Source organism: Sphingomonas rhizophila (genome assembly GCF_014396585.1).
GTDB classification, from domain to species: Bacteria; Pseudomonadota; Alphaproteobacteria; order Sphingomonadales; family Sphingomonadaceae; genus Sphingomicrobium; species Sphingomicrobium rhizophilum.
Map to the genome: position 1 here is coordinate 508,924 of NZ_CP060717.1, position 17,763 is coordinate 526,686.

Here is a 17,763-nt window from a genome sequence, read left to right on the forward strand (position 1 = left end):
CGATGAGCGCGCCCGCGCTGCTCTGGTTCCGGCGCGACCTGCGGATCGCCGACCATCACGCGCTCACCGCCGCCGCCGCTGCGGGCAGGGTCGTGCCATTGTTCGTCCTCGACGACGACACGCCCGGCGAGTTTCGCATCGGCGGCGCGCAGCGGTGGTGGCTCCATCACAGCCTCGCCGCGCTGAACGAGTCCATCGGCGGCAAGCTGGTGCTGCGGCGGGGCAGGGCCGCTGACGTGGTTCGGGCAGTAGCGCAGGAAATCGGCGCGGCCGAGGTGCATGCCACCGCGCTGTACGAACCGTGGGAGCGGGAGACCGAGGCCGCGCTGGCCGACCTCGTCACCTTCCACGACGGCGACACGCTGGTCCCGCCTGACCGGGTGACGACGCAAGGCGGATCGCCGTTCAAGGTCTACGGCGCGTTCTGGCGCGCGCTGACCGAGCAGCTTCCGCCCGAGCAGGCGCTGCCCGCGCCCGATGTACAGTTCGTCGCCGGTCCAGGGGGAGACAAGCTGGCGAACTGGAACCTGCTGCCGACCAAGCCCGATTGGGCGACCGGCTTCGGCAAGGAATGGACGCCGGGGGAAGCGGGCGCGCTCGAGCGCCTTGACGAGTTCGTCACCGAGGTCGCGGCCTACGAACGCCGCCGCGACCGGCCGTCGGAGGAGGGGACGAGCCGCCTGTCGCCGCACCTCCATTGGGGCGAGGTATCGCCGCGCCAGGTGTGGGACGCGCTTCACCCGCGCGGCGGGTCCAAATTCCTCAAGGAACTGGCGTGGCGCGACTTTGCCCGATCGGCGATGCTGGCCCAGCCTGACATCGGCTGGAGCAATGGCCGCGCGGCGATGGACCGCCTGCCGTGGCGGACCGGCGCTGACGCCGAGGCCGATTTCGCCGCGTGGACGAAAGGCCGCACCGGCTATCCGATCGTCGACGCGGGCATGCGGCAATTGTGGGCGACCGGATGGATGCACAACCGGGGGCGGATGATCGCGGCGAGCTTCCTTACAAAGCACTTGCTGATCGACTGGCGGCGCGGCGCGGCCTGGTTCTGGGACACGCTGATCGATGCCGATTATGGCAACAACAGCCTCAACTGGCAGTGGATCGCCGGCACCGGCACTGCCAGCCAGATGTTCAACCGGATCATGGCGCCGCTCGCCCAGTCGGAGAAGTTCGACGCCGGCGATTACATCCGTGAGTGGGTGCCGGAACTGGCCGGCCTTGATGACGACATGATCCACGATCCGGCCGACGACCGGCGCGGCGCCTATCCGCCAAGGCTGATCGGCCACCGCGAAGCGCGCGACCGGGCGCTGTCGGCGCTTGCCAAGGTCCGCGGCTAGGGGGATAGCGCGGCCCATGGCCAGTCGCGGGCATCACCTCGTCAAAAGCGGACGATCGTTCGTCAACGGCAGCGGCTTGTTGAGCCGCCTGTTCGCGCGGGGTTTCGCCCGGCTGATCGACCAGCTTCACGAGCGACTTCAGGTCGGCGGCATCGACGCGACCCTGCCCGACGGCAGCAAACGCCGCGTCGGCTTCCACGCAGCCGGGCCGGTGGCCGTCGTTCATTTGAAAAGCTGGAACGCGCTGGTGCGGCTGGCGACGTCCGGCTCGATCGGCTGGTATCGCGCCTGGGCCAAGGGCGAATGGACCTCGCCCGACCCTGTGCCGTTGTTCGAACTGTTCATGGCCAACGCCGTCGCGCTGGGCGATGCCGCGCGGGCCAAGGGCAGTGCGCGCCTGCTCAACCGCTTCCGCCATCGCCGCCGCGACAACGACCTTGCCGGCGCGCGCGACAACATCGCCGCCCACTACGACCTCGGCAACGATTTCTACGCCGAATGGCTCGACCCAAGCATGACCTACTCGTCGGCGCGGTTCGAAGGCAGCGACGACCTGGAGGCGGCGCAGCATCGCAAGGTGGCCATGCTCCTCGACCGGCTCGACCTGCAACCGGGACAGCGCTTGCTGGAAATCGGCTGCGGCTGGGGCACGCTGGCCATCGCGGCGGCGAGGCGCGGGGTCGATGTCGTCGGCCTGACCCTGTCGAAGGAACAGAAGGCGTGGGCCGACGCACGGGTCGCGGAGGCGGGGTTATCCGAACGCGTCGAAATCCGCCTCGCCGACTATCGCGAGACCGCCGGTCAGTTCGACGCGATTGCCTCGGTCGAAATGGTCGAGGCGGTCGGCCAGCGCTGGTGGCCCGCCTACATGGATTGCATCGCGCGCAACCTCAAACCCGGTGGCCGGGCGGCGCTGCAGTTCATTTCGATCGATCACCGCCTGTTCGATGCCTATTCGCAGAGCGCGGATTTCATCCAGGCGTACATTTTCCCGGGCGGCATGCTGATCGACGAGCCGAGCTTCGCGGCCCTGGCGGCGGAACGGGGGTTAAGCTGGCAGGACCGCGACGGCTTCGGCCTCGATTATGCCGAGACGCTCAAGCAGTGGCGCGAGCGATACGATACGGCAGTGGCGGGCGGCCGCCTTCCGGAATTCGCCTCGGCCTTCCACGACCTGTGGCGATACTATCTGATGTACTGCGAAGGCGGCTTCCGCGGCCGCGGGATCGACGTCGCGCAAGTGACGCTGGTGAAGGCCGCCTAAGGTTTTTGTAATCCGCCGCTGGTAGGGCGCAGTCGTGTTTACCCTTCCGAACATCCTGATAGCGCTGGCGGCGATCAACCTCTGGACGATGGTCGCCTTTTGGCGGGACAAGCAGGCGGCGGTCGAAGGCCGGCGTCGGACGTCGGAGGCCGACCTTCTGCTCTTCGCCATCATCGGTGGCTCGCCGGGCGCATACGCGGCGCGCAGGATGTTTCGGCACAAGACCAGGAAGGAGCCGTTTTCGACCCAGCTTTTCGTGATCGCCACGCTGCAGGTCGGTGCGGCGATCGGCTTCCTGCTGGTCTAGCCTTCGACCCGCATCCGCTCGCCGGTCGGGGCATCACCCTGCAGCCGGTCGACGATTGCAGACGCGACGACCTCCGGTCCCTTGAGCGTCGAGGCTTCCTCGCCCGGGAAGGCGAGCTGGCGCATGCGGGTTGCGGTGGCGCCCGGGTCGACGATGTGGACCCGGAGGCGGCCAGCGTGGGCCGTTTCGTCGGCATAGGCGCCGAGCATCGTGTCCAGCGCTGCCTTCGACGCGCCATAGCCGCCCCAGAAGGCGCGGGGCTCCGCCCCGACCGACGAGGTGACGCCCACGACCTCGGCCCGTTCCGACCGGCGCAGCAGCGGGTCGAACGCCGCGATCAGCACCTGGTTAGCGAAGACGTTCAGCGCGAACAGTCGGCCCAGTTCCTTGGCGTCGAGATGCTCGACCGGGCTCAACGAGCCCAGCATTGCGGCGTTGAGGACAAGGATGTCGAGGCTGCCCCAGCGGCCGGCGACGGCCTCCGCCAGCTTCTTCACATGCTCGGTTTCGGTAAGGTCCATCGGCGCGATGGTCGCGCTTCCGCCGGCGTCATGGATCCGGCCCTCGACCTCCTCCAGCGCGGTGGCGCCGCGGGCGGTGAGGATGACGTGCGCTCCGGCGGCGGCGAGCGCCTCGGCGGTGGCGGCGCCGATCCCGCGGCTGGCGCCGGTGACGAGCGCCAGCTTGCCGGCAAAGGGCTTCGCGTCGGTCATCGATTCAGCTCCTAGCGGGCGACGAAGCGGACGACCTGGTCCGCCATTTCCGCTTCCTTGGTGCCCTCGTCGGTGCCCGGGTCGCAGTCGGTCAATGTGGTCGGGTAATTGCCGGTGAAGCAGGCATCGCAGCGCTGCGGCCGGTCGGCGTCGCGGTTGTCGCCCAGCGCGCGGTACAGACCGTCGATCGAAATGAAGGCGAGGCTGTCGGCGTCGATATATTTCGCCATGTCCTCGACGCTCATGTGCGACGCGATCAGCTTGCTGCGCTCGGGCGTATCGACGCCGTAGAAACAGCTATGCTTGGTCGGCGGCGAGGCGATGCGCATGTGCACCTCGGTCGCGCCGGCGTCCCGCATCATCTTCACGATCTTCAGGCTGGTTGTTCCGCGCACGATCGAATCATCGACCAGAACGATGCGCTTGCCCTTGATCAGCGCGCTGTTGGCGTTGTGCTTCAGCTTGACGCCCAGGTGGCGGACATCCTGGCTCGGCTGGATGAAGGTCCGGCCGACGTAGTGGGAACGGATGATGCCAAGCTCGAACGGGATGCCCGACGCGTGGCTGAAACCGAGCGCGGCGGGAACGCCGCTGTCGGGGACGGGGACGACGAAATCAGCCTCGATCGGCGCTTCGCGGCTCAGTTCGGCGCCGATGTTCTTGCGCACTTCGTAGACCGACGTTCCGTCGACCACGCTGTCGGGGCGGGCGAAATAAACATGTTCAAAAATGCACGGACGGGGGGCGGCCTTCGCGAACGGATGGAAGGAGCGTTCGCCTGCCTCGTTGACCAGGATCATCTCGCCCGGCTCCACGTCGCGGATGTAGTGCGCGCCGATGACGTCCAGCGCGACCGTTTCCGAGGCGAAGATGGTCGCGTCGCCGATCTTGCCCATGACCAGCGGCCGGATGCCGAGCGGGTCGCGGCAGGCGACGAGGCCTTCGGGCGTCAGGCAGACCAGTGAATAGGCGCCTTCGACCTGGCGCAGGGCGTCGCCCAGCCGGTCGATGATGCCGGACTTCGACGATGTCGCGACGAGGTGGATGATGACCTCGGTGTCGCTGGTCGACTGGAAGATCGACCCCCGCCGGTTGAGCGCCTTGCGCAGCGTCATCGCGTTCGACAGGTTGCCGTTGTGCGCGACCGCGAAACCGCCGTCCGACAAGTCGGCGAACAGCGGCTGGACGTTGCGAAGCGCGGTTTCCCCGGTGGTCGAATAGCGGACGTGGCCGATGGCGACCCGGCCCGACAACTTGCGAATGATGTCGTCGCGGTCGAAGTTGCCGGCGACATGGCCCATGGCGCGATGGGCGTGATAATGTTCGCCGTCGGAGCTGACGATTCCCGCCGCTTCCTGGCCGCGATGCTGCAGCGCGTGGAGGCCGAGGGCCACGAAGCTCGACGCCGTGTCGGCGCCCCAGATTCCAAAGACACCGCATTCTTCGCGGAGTTTATCGTCGTCGAACGGGTTGGTCGTCAGCATGGGTGAGGGCGAATCCATGTGGGGGCGATGCGCGCGCCTATACGCGCCTGTCATGGATTTGTCGCGCTTCGGCTGAATGGCGATTGAAGCGCGCGACAATCGGTTGACCTTTACGGAAGCGTAAGGCATTGATCGGCCCATGCTGACCGCCAAATCCCACTTCTCGATCGGCGAGCTTTGCGACGAGTTCGCGGTGACCGCCCGTGCCCTTCGCTTCTACGAGGACGAGGGGCTGATCGCGCCCGAGCGGCGCGGCACGCAGCGGCTCTATTCGGAGCGGGACCGCGCCCGGCTGGCGTGGATCCTGCGCGGCAAGCGGGTCGGCTTCAGCCTTGCCGAGATCAAGGAACTGCTCGACCTCTACGACGTCGGCGACGGCCGCCAGACGCAACGGCTCAAGACGATCGAGCATTGCCGCAACCGGATCGCCAACCTCGAACGGCAGAAGATCGACATCTACGCGACCATCGATGAACTCAGCGAATTCCTCAAAGTCCTGAACGGCTAACCTTCAAGGAAGACCGACCATGCCCACCTACGCAGCGCCCGTCCGCGATACGAAGTACGTCCTCGACCACGTTGTCGGCATGCAGAAATATTCGAACCTGCCGGGCTTCGCCGACGCGACCCCCGACCTGGTCGAAGCGATCCTGTCGGAAGGCGGCCGGTTCTGCGAGGAGGTGCTGCAACCGCTCAACCGCATCGGTGACGAACATGGCTGCACTCGCCATGACGACGGGTCGGTGACGACGCCGCCGGGGTTCAAGGATGCGTGGGACCAATTCGTCGCGGGTGGCTGGACGACCCTACACGCGCCGACCGAATTCGGCGGGCAGGGCCTGCCGTCGGTGCTCGCCACCGCGATTGCCGAATATTTCGGCTCGTCCAACCACAGCTTTGAAATGTACAACGGCCTGACGCAGGGGGCGATCGCGTCGCTGCTGGTCAAGGGATCGGACGAGATCAAGGCGACCTACGTGCCCAACATGGTCGCCGGCAAGTGGACCGGCACGATGAACCTGACGGAGCCGCATTGCGGCACCGACCTCGGCCTCATCAAGACCAGGGCCGATCCCAATCCGGACGGCAGCTATTCGATCACCGGCACCAAGATCTTCATCTCGTCGGGCGAGCATGACCTTAGCGAGAACATCATCCACCTCGTCCTCGCCAAGATCGCCGGCGCGCCGGACAATGTGAAGGGCATCTCGCTGTTCGTCGTGCCCAAGTTCCTGGTCAACGAGGACGGTTCGCCGGGCGAGCGAAACTCGCTGGGCTGCGGGTCGATCGAGCACAAGATGGGTATCCACGGCAATTCGACGTGCGTCATGAACTATGACGGCGCGAAGGGCTGGCTGGTCGGCGAGCCGGAAAAGGGCCTCGCCGCCATGTTCATCATGATGAACGCGGCGCGGCTCGGCGTCGGCCTGCAGGGCCTGGCGCAGGGCGAGGTCGCCTACCAGAACGCGGTTGCCTACGCGAAGGACCGCCGCCAGGGCCGGGCGTTGAAGCCCGACGACCGCGATCCAAACGCCAAGGCTGACAATCTGTTCGTCCACCCCGACGTCCGCCGCATGCTGATGGAAGGCAAGGCGTTCAACGAAGGCGCGCGCGCGTTCATCCTGTGGGGCGCGCTCCAGGTCGACCTGGCGCGCAAGGCGCAGACCGAGGAGGAGCGGCTGGCGGCCGACGACCTCATCTCGCTGCTGACCCCGGTCATCAAGGGCTACCTCACCGATCGCGGGTTCGAGGTCGCGGTCAACGCCCAACAGGTGTTTGGCGGCCACGGCTACATTCGCGAATGGGGCATGGACCAGTTCGTCCGCGACGCCCGCATCGCCCAGATCTACGAAGGCACCAACGGTGTGCAGGCGATGGACCTCGTCGGCCGCAAGCTGGCCAAGGACGGCGGGCGCGGCGTTCGCGCCTTCTTCGACGCCGTCACCACGGACATCGCCGCGGCGCGGGCCGCGGGCGATCCGGCCGGGGTCGCCGGGCCGCTCGAAAAGGCGCTCCAGCACCTGCAGGCGTCGACGATGTGGCTTGCCCAGAACGGCATGGCCGATCCCAACAACGCCGGCGCGGGCGCCTACGCCTATATGCAGCTGATGGGGCTCACCAGTCTCGGCTGGATGTGGCTCAAGATGGCGATGGTGTCGGACCGGCTGAAGGATGAGGCTGGCGAGGACCGCAAGTTCCACGAGAATAAGCTGGCGACCGCCCGCTATTTCGCGGAGCGCGAGCTGGTCAGCGCCGGCGCGCTGCGCAGCAAGGTCGAAGCCGGGGCGGGCTCGCTGATGGCGCTGGCCGAAGCCGACTTCTGATCGAAGCCTAGCTCGCCTTCACTTCGGGCGGTGGCGACAGGTACCAAGGCGTCATTACCGAAGGGCTGGCCCTGCGCTCGACCTTGGGCGCCAGGCGGCCGAGGTCGAACTGCTCCGTGAACTGCAGTCCGAACTTGCCGGACTGCGCCCAGCGCACGGTGCCGATGACCGGGCCGACGCCGACGATGTCGATCGTCATCGTTTCGCCCGGCGTGACGACCTGGTCGCATTCGGCCAGGGCGCCCATCGACGAAATGTTGCGCAGGCGGATTTCCTTGGTCTCGCCGCCGATCGAGGCGATCGCCCGGCGCATCAGCCGCTGGCGCGGCGCACGAACGCAGGAATAGCCGTCGGCCTCGACCCGCATCGAATTGGCCATGGTCCGCGCCTGGTCCGACGGCGCCGGCTTGCCGAAGATATAGCCCTGGACCTGGCTGACGCCGAGGTCGCGGATCAGCGCGAGATCGTCGTGCGTCTCCACGCCCTCGGCGGTGGTATCCATGCCAAGGCTTTCGGCAAGGGTGACGATGGCGCGGATGATGGCGGTGTTGCGGTGCGCGGTCGAGGCGGCGCCGCGAACGAAGCTCTGGTCGATCTTGATCTTGTCGAACGGCGCCTTTTTCAAATAGCCGAGCGAGGAATATCCGGTGCCGAAGTCGTCGAGCGCCAGGCGAACTCCCAGTGATTTGAGGCGGGCGAACGTATCGTCGGTGGCGTCGCTGTCGGCCAGGAACACGCCTTCGGTGATCTCCAGCTCCAGCCGGTTGGCGCGTATCTTGTGCTCCGCCAGCGCGGCGCCGACGACGTCGACGATCGCCGGATCGTTGAACTGGATCGGTGACAGGTTGACGGCGATGCGTACGCTGTCCGGCCAGTTCGCGGCCTCGGCCATTGCCTGGTTGAGCACGAATTCGCCGATCTTGGCGATCATCCCGCACTCTTCCGCCAGCGCAATGAAGCGGTCGGGCGACACGGGACCCCGGGTCGGGTGGTTCCACCGGACCAGCGCTTCGAACCCGGAGATTTCTTCGCCCGCGGTGCGCACGATCGGCTGGTAGGCGACCCACATCTCCCCGCGGTCGAGCGCCTGGCGGAGGTCGTTTTCCAGCACCTGCCGGTCCGACGCCTCGCTGTGCATCGACGCTTCGTAGAACATGTGCTTGCCGCGCCCGGCGGCCTTGGCGGCATAGAGCGCAAGGTCGGCGTTGCGGATCAGGCTGTCGGCGCAGCTGCGTTCCGGGTCGCCGATGGCGATGCCGATCGACGCGCCGATCGTCACCCGGTGCCCTTCGATGATGTAGGGGCGCGAGACATGGTCGATCATGGTCCGCGCCAGGCTTTCCAGCAGGCCGGTCTCGACCGCACCCGGAAGCACCGCCTTGAACTCGTCACCGCCGAGGCGTCCGACCTGGCCATGGTCGCCCATCACGCTGGTCAGGCGCTGCGCGACCTGGCGAAGGAGCGCGTCGCCGATGGGGTGGCCGAGCGTGTCGTTGACGTTCTTGAACCGATCGAGGTCGATCAGGAACAGGGTGCAGCCCTTGCGGCGGCTGGCGGCGTTGCGCAGCGCCTCGTCGAGGGTCTGGCGCATCAGCGCGCGGTTGGGCAGGCCGGTGAGCGAGTCAAAGCGGGCAAGGCGGGTGATTTCCTGTTCCGACCGGCGCTGTTCGGTAAGGTCGGTGCCGATGCCGCGAAAACCGAGGAAGCGGCCACGCTCGTCGAACACCGGGTTGCCCGACAGCGACCAGTGCACGTCCTCGGTGCTGGCGGCGCGCACGACGACATCGCTGAACGGGAAGCGCGCCGACAGATGGAAGCCGAGCGTGCGCTCCTCGCGCATGATGTCGCCGGGGGTGGTGTCGACCGACAGAAGGTCGGTGAACTGGCGGCCCAGCAGGGCATCGGGTTCGCAATGGAAATCGTCAGCCAGCTGCTGCGACACGTAAGACAGTGTGCCCTGGTAATTGGTTTCCCAGAACCAGCCGCGGCCGCTGTTCTCGAACTCGTTGACGAAATGGAGCGCCTTGTGCGCCTCGTAGTCGAGCTTCAGCCGGGCGCGCGCGGTGGCGATCATCGTGCTGGAACTGGCCGCGCTGAACACGACGACGATCAGCGCCAGAAAGGCGATGCCGGCGGTGAAGGTGGGGTCGTTGCTGAACAGTGCGGAGCCGACCGTGCCGACGATCGCGCTGACGATCGCCAGCGGCGGCGATTCGATCGCCACCACCGCGCAGGCGGTAACCGAAGTGCCGATCACCAGCGACAGCAGCGGGCCGTCGCTCATCGCCGGGATCCACGATGCGATATGTCCGAAGAAGGTCATCATCGCCGACCCGAACCCGACCAGCGTGCACAGCGCCAGCGTCACCGTCCGCGAGGACAGCCGGAAGCGGGTGCGGGCCTGGAGCAGGACGAACGCCAAGATATCGGAGGCAATCGCCAGGCCGATGGCGGCCAGCAGGAAGCCTGGATTGATTGGCCCGAAATTGCCGTGGCTGTGAAGGTAAACCACCGCACCGCACACCAAGTGCGCGACGGCCAACAAGAGGGGGACATGCATCAGCTGCGCAGCGCGCTGCGCAGCGATCGTCTCGCTTTCCTCGTTTTCCGGGGCGCGGATGTCGAAGAACAGGGCTTCGGCGAACTGGCTCGGCCGATCCGCCGCCTCGTTCGTCACCCCCGCGAATCGCGATCGCCTTGCTCTTTCCAATCCGGACATGGGGGAACGATTAAACGGAAAGGTTTAACACATCCCTCACAGTGGCCGGTATGCCGGAAGTTAACCTTCCTCGGGCAAGAAGTCCGCTACGGAGAGGTAACGCTCGCCAGTATCGTAATTGAAGCCGAGGATTTTGGCGCCGGCGCCGAGTTCCGGTAACTTTTGATTAATCGCCGAAAGCGTCGCCCCGGACGAAATGCCGACGAGCACGCCTTCCTCGCGCGCGGCGCGTCGCGCCATCTCCTTGGCGTCGTCGGGCGCGACCTGGATCACGCCGTCCAGCAGGCCGACGTCGAGGTTCTTGGGGATGAAGCCGGCGCCGATGCCCTGGATCGGGTGCGGCGCGGGTTCGCCGCCGGAAATGACCGGCGACAGGGTCGGTTCGACCGCGAACACCTTGAGGTTGGGCCAGGCCTTTTTCAGCACCTGGGCGCAGGCGGTAATGTGGCCGCCGGTGCCGACGCCGGTGATCAGCGCGTCGAACGGCGCATCGGCGAAGTCCTTCAGGATTTCCTGCGCCGTGGTGCGGACGTGGACGTCGATGTTGGCCGGATTGTCGAATTGCTGCGGCATCCACGCGCCGGGTGTGGAGGCGAGGATTTCCTCGGCGCGGGCGATGGCGCCCTTCATGCCGTTGGCCCGCGGGGTCAGGTCGAAGGTCGCGCCATAGGCCAGCATCAGCCGGCGTCGTTCGATCGACATGCTGTCGGGCATGACCAGGATCAGCTTGTAGCCCTTGACCGCCGCGACCATCGCCAGGCCGACGCCGGTGTTGCCGCTGGTCGGCTCGACGATCGTCCCGCCGGGTTTCAGCTTGCCCGATTTCTCGGCGTCCTCGATCATCGACAGGGCGATGCGGTCCTTGATCGACCCGCCGGGGTTGGACCGTTCGGACTTGATCCAGACCTCGGCCTGGTCGCCGAACAGGCGATTGACGCGGATCGTCGGCGTATTGCCGATGGTATCGAGGATGGTGTCAGCCCTCATGTCGCATTCTCCATCTGGGGTCGGCCCGGTACATCGGGAGGGTCAAAGGTTCGCGCAAGCCTGAGTTCCGGAAATTTCCACGCCCACAGGCCGACGACAAGCATCGCGCCCACCCCGCCGGCGATAACCGCGACGACCGGCCCGATCAGCGCGGCGAGGAACCCGCTTTCGGCCTCGCCAAGCTCGTTCGACGCGGAAATGAACAGCGAACTGACCGCCCCGACCCGGCCGCGCATCGCGTCGGGGGTATGAAGCTGGATCAGCGACTGGCGGACATAGACCGAGAGCATGTCGGCTGCGCCGAGCAGTGCCAGGCAGGCCAGGCTGAGCGGCATCCAGCGCGACAGGCCGAACACGACCGTCGCCGCGCCGAACACGCCGACCGCGACCAGCATCTTGGCGCCGACATTGGTTTTCAACGGCCGGAACGCGAACAGCAGCGCGGTCAGCGTCGCCCCGACGGCCGGCGCGGCGCGCAGGTGGCCAAGCCCCTCCGGACCGGCGTGGAGAACATCGCGGGCGAACACCGGCAACATCGCCGTCGCCCCGCCCAGCAGCACCGCGAACAGGTCCAGGCTGATCGCGCCCAGCACCAGCCGGTTGCGGCGGACGTAGCGGATGCCCTCCGCCAACTGTGTCGCGAACGGCGGCCTTTCCTCCGGCCGTTCGGGCATGGCGATCGGGCCGATGGTCAACAGGGCGATCAGCGACAGCGCGAACAGGCCCGCGCTGACCGCATAGGGCGCGAGCGGCGAGGCGGCGTAGAGGTAACCGCCGAGCGCCGGCCCGGCGATGCTGCCGGCCTGCCAGGCGATGGCCGACAGGGCGATGGCGTTGGGCAGGATGGCGCGCGGCACCAGGTTAGGCGCCAGCGCGCCGAGCGAGGGACCGGCGAAGGCGCGGGCCACACCGAGTAGCGCGGCGATGCCATATAGCGGCACCAGGCTGCGGCTGCCGGTCGCGGCGAAATAGGCGAGGGTCGCGGCGCAGACCAATTCCAGCGCGACCGCCGCCCGCGCTACCCAGCGCCGGTCGACATGGTCGGCGGTCCAGCCGCTGACCGGGGTCAGCACGAACAGCGGCACGAACTGGACGACGCCGATGATGCCGAGACGGAGTGCCGCCGCCTTTAGGTCCATCGTGTCGCGGGCGATGTCGTACACTTGCCACCCGATGACGATGACCATCGCCATCTGCGCCACCGTCGCCGCCAGCCGCGCCACGAAATAGGCCCGGAAATCGGCGATCCTCAGCGGCTCGGGCAGGATGCTCATCCCTCGCGGCGTAGACGACCATGCTGCACCGCGCAATCAAGGCCCCACATCGCCCTTGCGTTCCCGCTTCGTTCCGATATCGTCGCGTCCATGGCGAAAGCGAAGAAGGTCTATGTCTGTCAGGCGTGCGGCTCCTCCAGCCACCGCTGGCAGGGGCAATGCGACGATTGCAGCGAGTGGAATACGCTGGTCGAGGAAGTGCCCGTCGGCGCAACCGTCTTCGCCGCGCGGCATGATTTGCAGGGCGGCGGCCGCGCGATCGAACTGGTCGGGCTCGACGCCGAGGTCGCGCTTCCGGAACGCATCCAGTCGGGCATTGCCGAATTCGACCGCGCGGTCGGCGGCGGCATCGTCGCCGGATCCGCCATGCTGGTCGGCGGCGATCCCGGCATCGGCAAGTCGACCCTGCTGCTGCAGGTCGCGGCGAAGATCGCGGGGCAGGGGCGGCCGGTGGTCTATGTCTCGGGCGAGGAAGCGGCCGACCAGGTGCGGCTGCGCGCGCTTCGCCTCGGGCTTGGCCGATCGCCGGTACGGTTGGCGGCGGCGACCAGCGTTCGCGACATCCTGACCACCGTCGGCAGCGCCGAACCGCCCGCGTTGCTGGTGATCGACAGCATCCAGACGATGCACAGCGACCTGATCGAAGGCGCGCCGGGGACGGTCAGCCAGGTGCGCGCCTCGGCGCAGGAATTGATCCGCTTCGCCAAGGAACGCGGCACCGCGGTCATCCTGGTCGGCCATGTCACCAAGGATGGCACCATCGCCGGCCCGCGCGTGCTGGAACATATGGTCGATGCGGTGCTCGGCTTCGAAGGCGACCGCAGCCACCAGTACCGAATCCTCCGCGCCGCCAAGAACCGCTTCGGCGGCACCGACGAGATCGGCGTGTTCGCGATGGAGGGCGCCGGCCTGGCCGAAGTGCCCAACCCGTCGGCGCTGTTCCTGACCAACCGCGGGGCGCCGGTCAGCGGCACCAGCGTCTTCCCGGCGCTGGAGGGCACGCGGCCGCTGCTGCTCGAAATCCAGGCATTGGTCGTGCGGCTGGCCAGCGGGGCGACCCCGCGCCGCTCGGCGGTCGGCTGGGACAGCGGCCGCCTGGCGATGATCCTCGCCGTGCTGGAGGCGCGCTGCAACCTGAGCTTTGCTACCGCCGAAGTGTATCTCAATGTCGCCGGCGGCTACCGCCTCGCCGACCCAGGGGCCGACCTCGCCGTCGCCGCCGCGCTGGTCTCGGCCTTGAGCGAACGCCCGATCCCCGACGGCACGGTGGTGATGGGGGAAATCGCCCTGTCCGGCGAAGTCCGCCCGATCGCCCACAGCGCGCTCCGCCTCAAGGAAGCGGCCAAGCTTGGCTTTGAATCCGGCTGGGCCCCTTCAGGCGCCGATGGTCCGAGCGGCCTGTCGATCAGCCACTTCCCCCACCTCCGCGACCTCGTCGACCGGATTTTGGGGCGGTAGCCAGGGCAGTCACCGGAACTTCGCCACTAGTGACGGGTTTCCTTGATCGTGGAGCAGGCTCCTGAGCTGCGAGACCGGTCGCCCTCGCCACGAAGTGACCGCCTAGGGCGCAGCTCCCAAATGCCAAATCGATCAGTCGTCCTTTTGGTGGAGGACGAGTCCTTCATTCGTTTATCGACTGCGGATGAGTTGCAGCAGGCTGGTTTTGTCGTTTTGGAAGCGGATTCCGCCAGCGAAGCAATCCGAATTCTTGAGCAGCGACACGACATATGCATCGTCTTTACCGACGTGCACTTGGAAGATTCGATGGACGGCCTCGAACTCCTTCGCTTCGTCGCTAGCCGCTGGCCACCGATCCGCCTGTTCGCGACATCGGGAGCGGCCGCAGTTACGGATTCCGAATTGCCGAGTGGCGCGAAGTTTTTTCCGAAGCCGTACGATCGCGCCTCGTTAGTGAGCGCCTTTCAAAATGCCCTGCGATGAAGAAGGCTTTCTTCAATCTTGAGATGATTGCGAGGCCTTAACTCTCTCGGTTTCTTGTCGCGCAAGGTCCGTCCTGCGCGCACGGTTTGCCATCGCCTCCCAAGCCATCTGAGCGCGCCGGCAACGATCCCGAACATTATCCAGCGTCGCAGCATCACCCTCCGCGATGGCTTGGGCCGCCCGTGCAAGGTAGAAGTCGAGTTGTGACAAAGTGTTTCTCCATCGATGAGGTTTCTCCCGCCGCGGAAGGCGCGGCGGGAGAAGAATTCATGCTGACTGGAGGCGCACCGCGCTCATCTTGCCACGACGGTCCTGCTCAAGCTCGTACGACACGCGCTGATCACGATCGAGCGTTTGCATCCCTGCGGCCTCGACCGCAGAAATATGCACGAACGCATCGCCCGTGCCGTCTTCCGGCTGGATAAAGCCATAGCCCTTGTCGGCGTTGAAAAATTTTACGGTGCCAATCGGCATAGTTGTTCCCTTTTCTTACGAAAGCCGACTGTCGGCTCTCCCATGCCAGGAGCTGCGAAGAGAAGGAAAGAGGGCCGCAAAGCGCCAGAGACCGTCAAATGCGACTAGAAGCAGGTGCAAGGTAGGGGAATACGGCCGAAAGCGCAAACTGACGGAGGTCCAACGCCCGGTTCGGGTCGAACGCGGACGCGGTCGGACCTTCCTTCGCTTGCAGTGGCGTCGCGTGCGGACGCCCGCCTTCTAGGGGCGCGGGTCTTTCGGGGTGGAGTGGAGGAAGGTCATCACCCACCGGTCGCCCTGGCGGCGGAGGACAGCGGATTCCAGCCAGGCGCGCGGCTTCAGCTTTCCCTGACGGCCGGACGAGCCATTGTTCTCCCAGGCCGCGGTGGCGACGGTGCAGTCGACATGCATGGTCATCGGGCCAAGGTTCCAGTTGATGATCTGCCCGTCGGCATGGTCCTTGGCGATGATGTCGCGCAATTCCTGGCCCGTGTATCGCTTGCCGATTTCGTAGGCGAAGAAGTGGGGCGTCGTCGCGCGCTGGAAGGCGGCGGCGTCGTCCGTCCTGAGGGCGTCATAGAAAGATTGAACGGCCTGCCGCACCGCGCCTCGCGCGGCGGGGTTGTCGCATCCGTTGGCGAGTGAACCGGCGGGAAGGCCGGTCGTCTGGCAGGACGTCAGCGAAAGCAGGGCCAAGGTGGCCAATGGTCGCACAGGAATTTCCCCCGATGACTGGTGCCTGAGGTTTCCACATCACTTCCCCGCCCGCAATGGCGGACCGGCACGCTGCTTATCGCCTAGTTTGCGGACTGGCCGGCCAATGGTTCGGGCAGATCCTCACTGTCACCCAACTCGTCATTCGACTGGCCCACGACGTTGGCGAGGTCGGTCCGGATCCGGCAGCGAAGACCGCTGGCGGCGAAGTCGAGGTCGACGTTGCCGCGGATGTCGGCGGCGAGCGCACGCTGCAGCATGCGCGTGCCGAATCCGGCGTCGCGCGGCCCCTCGACGGGCGGGCCGTCGCGTTCGCGCCACTCGATCACTAGGTCGTCACCGACCGTCCAGGCAATGTCGACGCGGCCGTTTTCGTTGGAAAAGGCGCCGTATTTGACGGCATTGGTGGCCAGTTCGTGCAGCGCCAGCGACAGGCTCACCGCGACGGCGGGAATAATCCGGATCGCCGGTCCTTCGATGCTGCAGCGCCCGTTCGCGCAGAATGCCGCCAGCGCATGCTGCACCACGTCGTGGAGCGAGGCGTTGTCCCAATTCTCGCGTGTCAGCAGGTTGTGCGCCGCAGCCAGCGTGCCCAGCCGGCCCTCGAAGGCCTTGAACGCCTCCATGGGCGGCTTGTTGGCCTTGAATGTCTGGTGGGCCAGGCTTTGCACTACCGTCAGGCTGTTCTTCACCCGGTGGTTCAGTTCGGCGACCAGCAGGCGCTGGTGATGTTCCCACCGCTTGCGGTCGGTGACGTCGCGACCAACGACGTGAAGCCCGATCGGATGTCCGCCCTCGTCGTACGTCAGTCCCGAATTCACTTCCCAGTACAACAGGTCTCCCGACCGGCTGCGCACCCGGACGTCGTATCGGGTCGTCCCGCCGCGGCCGAGCTTCTGGCGAAGCATGCCGCTGGTCCTCTCGAAATCCTCCGACGAGAGGAAGTCGGCAATATTGCGCCCGATCGCTTCCTCGCGGGTCAGGCCGACGGCGGCGGCGGCGGAATCGTTACAGTCGGTGACGACCTGCTGCAGGTCGGCGGTGATGATGAGGTCGCTCGCCTGCTGGAAGATGCGGCGATAGCGCTCCTCGCTCAGCCTCGCGTGCCGTTCGGCCGTGGCGCGGGCGAGTTCGGTCCAGGTCCGTTCGGCGACGTCCTGGACCAGCCGCCGGTCGGCCTCGCCCCATACCCGCGGCTCGCGGGCGTGGGCGTAGAGCGCGGCGACCATCCGCCCGCCCTTGACCAGCGAGGCGGTGATCGCGGCCCGGGTGTCGATCGCTTCGAACGCGGCAACGAAGTCCGGGCTGGAGGTGCGCGGATCGCGGCGCACATCCTCGATCACCAAGGGCTCGCCCCGCTTCAGGGCGCCATGGATATCGGGACCGAAGCCGGCGAGGTCGTGGGTGCCGTGCCGGGACGGAACGCCGTCCGTCCAATTGTCGGTGGTCGTGAAATAACGCTCGGTCGGGTCGACGTCGCCATAGCCGACGCGGTTGGCGCCAAGCTCCTCGCCCAGCAGCCGCTGCGCGGTGCGGATGATGTCGGCGGGGTCGAAGATCGGGCGAAGGGCGTCGCTGAACCGCAGCAGGAATTGCTGGCGGCGTTCCTCGAGGACTTTGTCGGTGACCTCGTTGCCCTGGTTAAAGATGCCGACGACCTGGCCGTCCTGGGCCACGATCGGCGTGAAGCTGTAGTTCCAGAAGGTTTCCACTGGTCCGTTGCCGCGGTCGATCATCAGCGGCTGGTCGAAGGTCGAGAACCCCTCGCCGGTTTCCATCACCTTCCTCATCTGCGGAGCGACGACGTCCCAGATGTCGGTCCACACCTCGGCGGCGGCACGGCCCATCGCCCACGGGTGGCGATCGCCCGGGATGAACGACCAGGCGTCGTTGTAGATGAGGCGCAGGTCATGGCCCCAATAGATCGACGTCGGGACGCTGGAACGAAGGCACAGGTTGAGCGCGATGATCAGCGCCGGCGGCCACTGGGACGGCGCGCCGATCGGTGACGCCGCCCAGTCGTACTCGCGGATGCGGGTCGCCATTTCACTGTCAGCGGGAAGGATCAAACTGAGAGGCAACGACTACTCCGTTACGCGGGTGCAAAGGGTTAGCATCAGGAAGCGCCGCTAGCGAGTGGTTCCCTTCAGTCGGGAGAAGGTCCGCAAACGACAAGAGAATGAATGGTGACCGCGAAGTCCCCGAACAGTTTCAAT

15 protein-coding genes are annotated in these 17,763 nt (G+C 66.6%); 7 read left to right on the top strand and 8 right to left on the bottom strand.

Annotation, left to right across the window (positions count from 1 at the left end; genetic code table 11):
- The first annotated feature begins 2 nt into the window (after positions 1–2).
- From H9L12_RS02445 to H9L12_RS02455, 3 genes are all read left to right on the top strand, one after another.
- Positions 3–1,346 carry a cryptochrome/photolyase family protein gene (locus H9L12_RS02445; RefSeq protein WP_187542474.1) on the top strand — a complete coding sequence of 448 codons (1,344 nt, stop codon included), beginning with the start codon at positions 3–5 and terminating at the stop codon, positions 1,344–1,346.
- A gap of 16 nt (positions 1,347–1,362) precedes the next feature.
- Positions 1,363–2,610 (top strand): SAM-dependent methyltransferase, encoded by a 1,248-nt coding sequence (locus H9L12_RS02450; protein WP_187542475.1) that lies wholly within the window; start codon positions 1,363–1,365, stop codon positions 2,608–2,610.
- Positions 2,611–2,698: 88 nt separating this feature from the next.
- Positions 2,699–2,917: a DUF1294 domain-containing protein gene (locus H9L12_RS02455; RefSeq protein WP_187543123.1), complete on the top strand. Its 219-nt coding sequence runs from the start codon at positions 2,699–2,701 to the stop codon at positions 2,915–2,917.
- Here the strand turns inward: H9L12_RS02455 and H9L12_RS02460 are convergent.
- Positions 2,914–3,630 (bottom strand): SDR family NAD(P)-dependent oxidoreductase, encoded by a 717-nt coding sequence (locus tag H9L12_RS02460; protein WP_187542476.1) that lies wholly within the window; start codon positions 3,628–3,630, stop codon positions 2,914–2,916. The genes H9L12_RS02455 and H9L12_RS02460 overlap by 4 nt on opposite strands.
- Before the next feature lie 11 nt (positions 3,631–3,641).
- Positions 3,642–5,114 (bottom strand): amidophosphoribosyltransferase, encoded by a 1,473-nt coding sequence (gene purF / locus H9L12_RS02465; RefSeq protein ID WP_187542477.1) that lies wholly within the window; start codon positions 5,112–5,114, stop codon positions 3,642–3,644.
- Positions 5,115–5,253: 139 nt separating this feature from the next.
- Between purF and H9L12_RS02470 the strand changes: the two genes are divergently transcribed.
- A complete protein-coding gene (locus H9L12_RS02470; RefSeq protein WP_187542478.1) occupies positions 5,254–5,622 on the top strand; it encodes a MerR family transcriptional regulator in 369 nt (122 codons plus the stop codon).
- 19 nt (positions 5,623–5,641) lie between these two features.
- Entirely contained in the window at positions 5,642–7,438 is a 1,797-nt protein-coding gene (locus H9L12_RS02475) for an acyl-CoA dehydrogenase C-terminal domain-containing protein (RefSeq protein ID WP_187542479.1), read from the top strand.
- Between the two features lie 7 nt (positions 7,439–7,445).
- Here H9L12_RS02475 and H9L12_RS02480 read toward each other — a convergent pair whose 3' ends face one another.
- From H9L12_RS02480 to H9L12_RS02490, 3 genes are read right to left on the bottom strand one after another with little or no spacing between them, the layout of a single operon-like run.
- Positions 7,446–10,157, bottom strand: a complete 2,712-nt coding sequence (locus tag H9L12_RS02480) for a putative bifunctional diguanylate cyclase/phosphodiesterase (RefSeq protein WP_187542480.1) — start codon at positions 10,155–10,157, stop codon at positions 7,446–7,448.
- Positions 10,158–10,217: 60 nt separating this feature from the next.
- Positions 10,218–11,144, bottom strand: a complete 927-nt coding sequence (gene cysK, locus H9L12_RS02485) for a cysteine synthase A (protein WP_187542481.1) — start codon at positions 11,142–11,144, stop codon at positions 10,218–10,220.
- Positions 11,141–12,418 carry an MFS transporter gene (locus H9L12_RS02490; RefSeq protein WP_187542482.1) on the bottom strand — a complete coding sequence of 426 codons (1,278 nt, stop codon included), beginning with the start codon at positions 12,416–12,418 and terminating at the stop codon, positions 11,141–11,143. Before H9L12_RS02490 ends, cysK begins: the two co-directional genes overlap by 4 nt.
- A gap of 90 nt (positions 12,419–12,508) precedes the next feature.
- Here H9L12_RS02490 and radA point away from each other — a divergent pair, with 90 nt between their 5' ends.
- Together radA and H9L12_RS02500 are read left to right on the top strand one after the other, a co-directional pair.
- A complete protein-coding gene (radA, locus tag H9L12_RS02495; RefSeq protein WP_187542483.1) occupies positions 12,509–13,876 on the top strand; it encodes a DNA repair protein RadA in 1,368 nt (455 codons plus the stop codon).
- 147 nt (positions 13,877–14,023) lie between these two features.
- Positions 14,024–14,359, top strand: coding sequence for a response regulator (locus H9L12_RS02500; protein WP_223177143.1), 336 nt, complete (start codon positions 14,024–14,026; stop codon positions 14,357–14,359).
- A 267-nt stretch (positions 14,360–14,626) separates the two neighbouring features.
- Here H9L12_RS02500 and H9L12_RS02505 read toward each other — a convergent pair whose 3' ends face one another.
- The 3 genes from H9L12_RS02505 to H9L12_RS02515 form a co-directional block, all read right to left on the bottom strand.
- Complete coding sequence (locus H9L12_RS02505) at positions 14,627–14,833, bottom strand: cold-shock protein (protein ID WP_187542485.1); 207 nt, start codon at positions 14,831–14,833, stop codon at positions 14,627–14,629.
- A gap of 240 nt (positions 14,834–15,073) precedes the next feature.
- Positions 15,074–15,547: a nuclear transport factor 2 family protein gene (locus H9L12_RS02510; protein ID WP_187542486.1), complete on the bottom strand. Its 474-nt coding sequence runs from the start codon at positions 15,545–15,547 to the stop codon at positions 15,074–15,076.
- An 83-nt stretch (positions 15,548–15,630) separates the two neighbouring features.
- Positions 15,631–17,628: a sensor histidine kinase gene (locus H9L12_RS02515; RefSeq protein WP_187542487.1), complete on the bottom strand. Its 1,998-nt coding sequence runs from the start codon at positions 17,626–17,628 to the stop codon at positions 15,631–15,633.
- Positions 17,629–17,763: the final 135 nt, after the last annotated feature.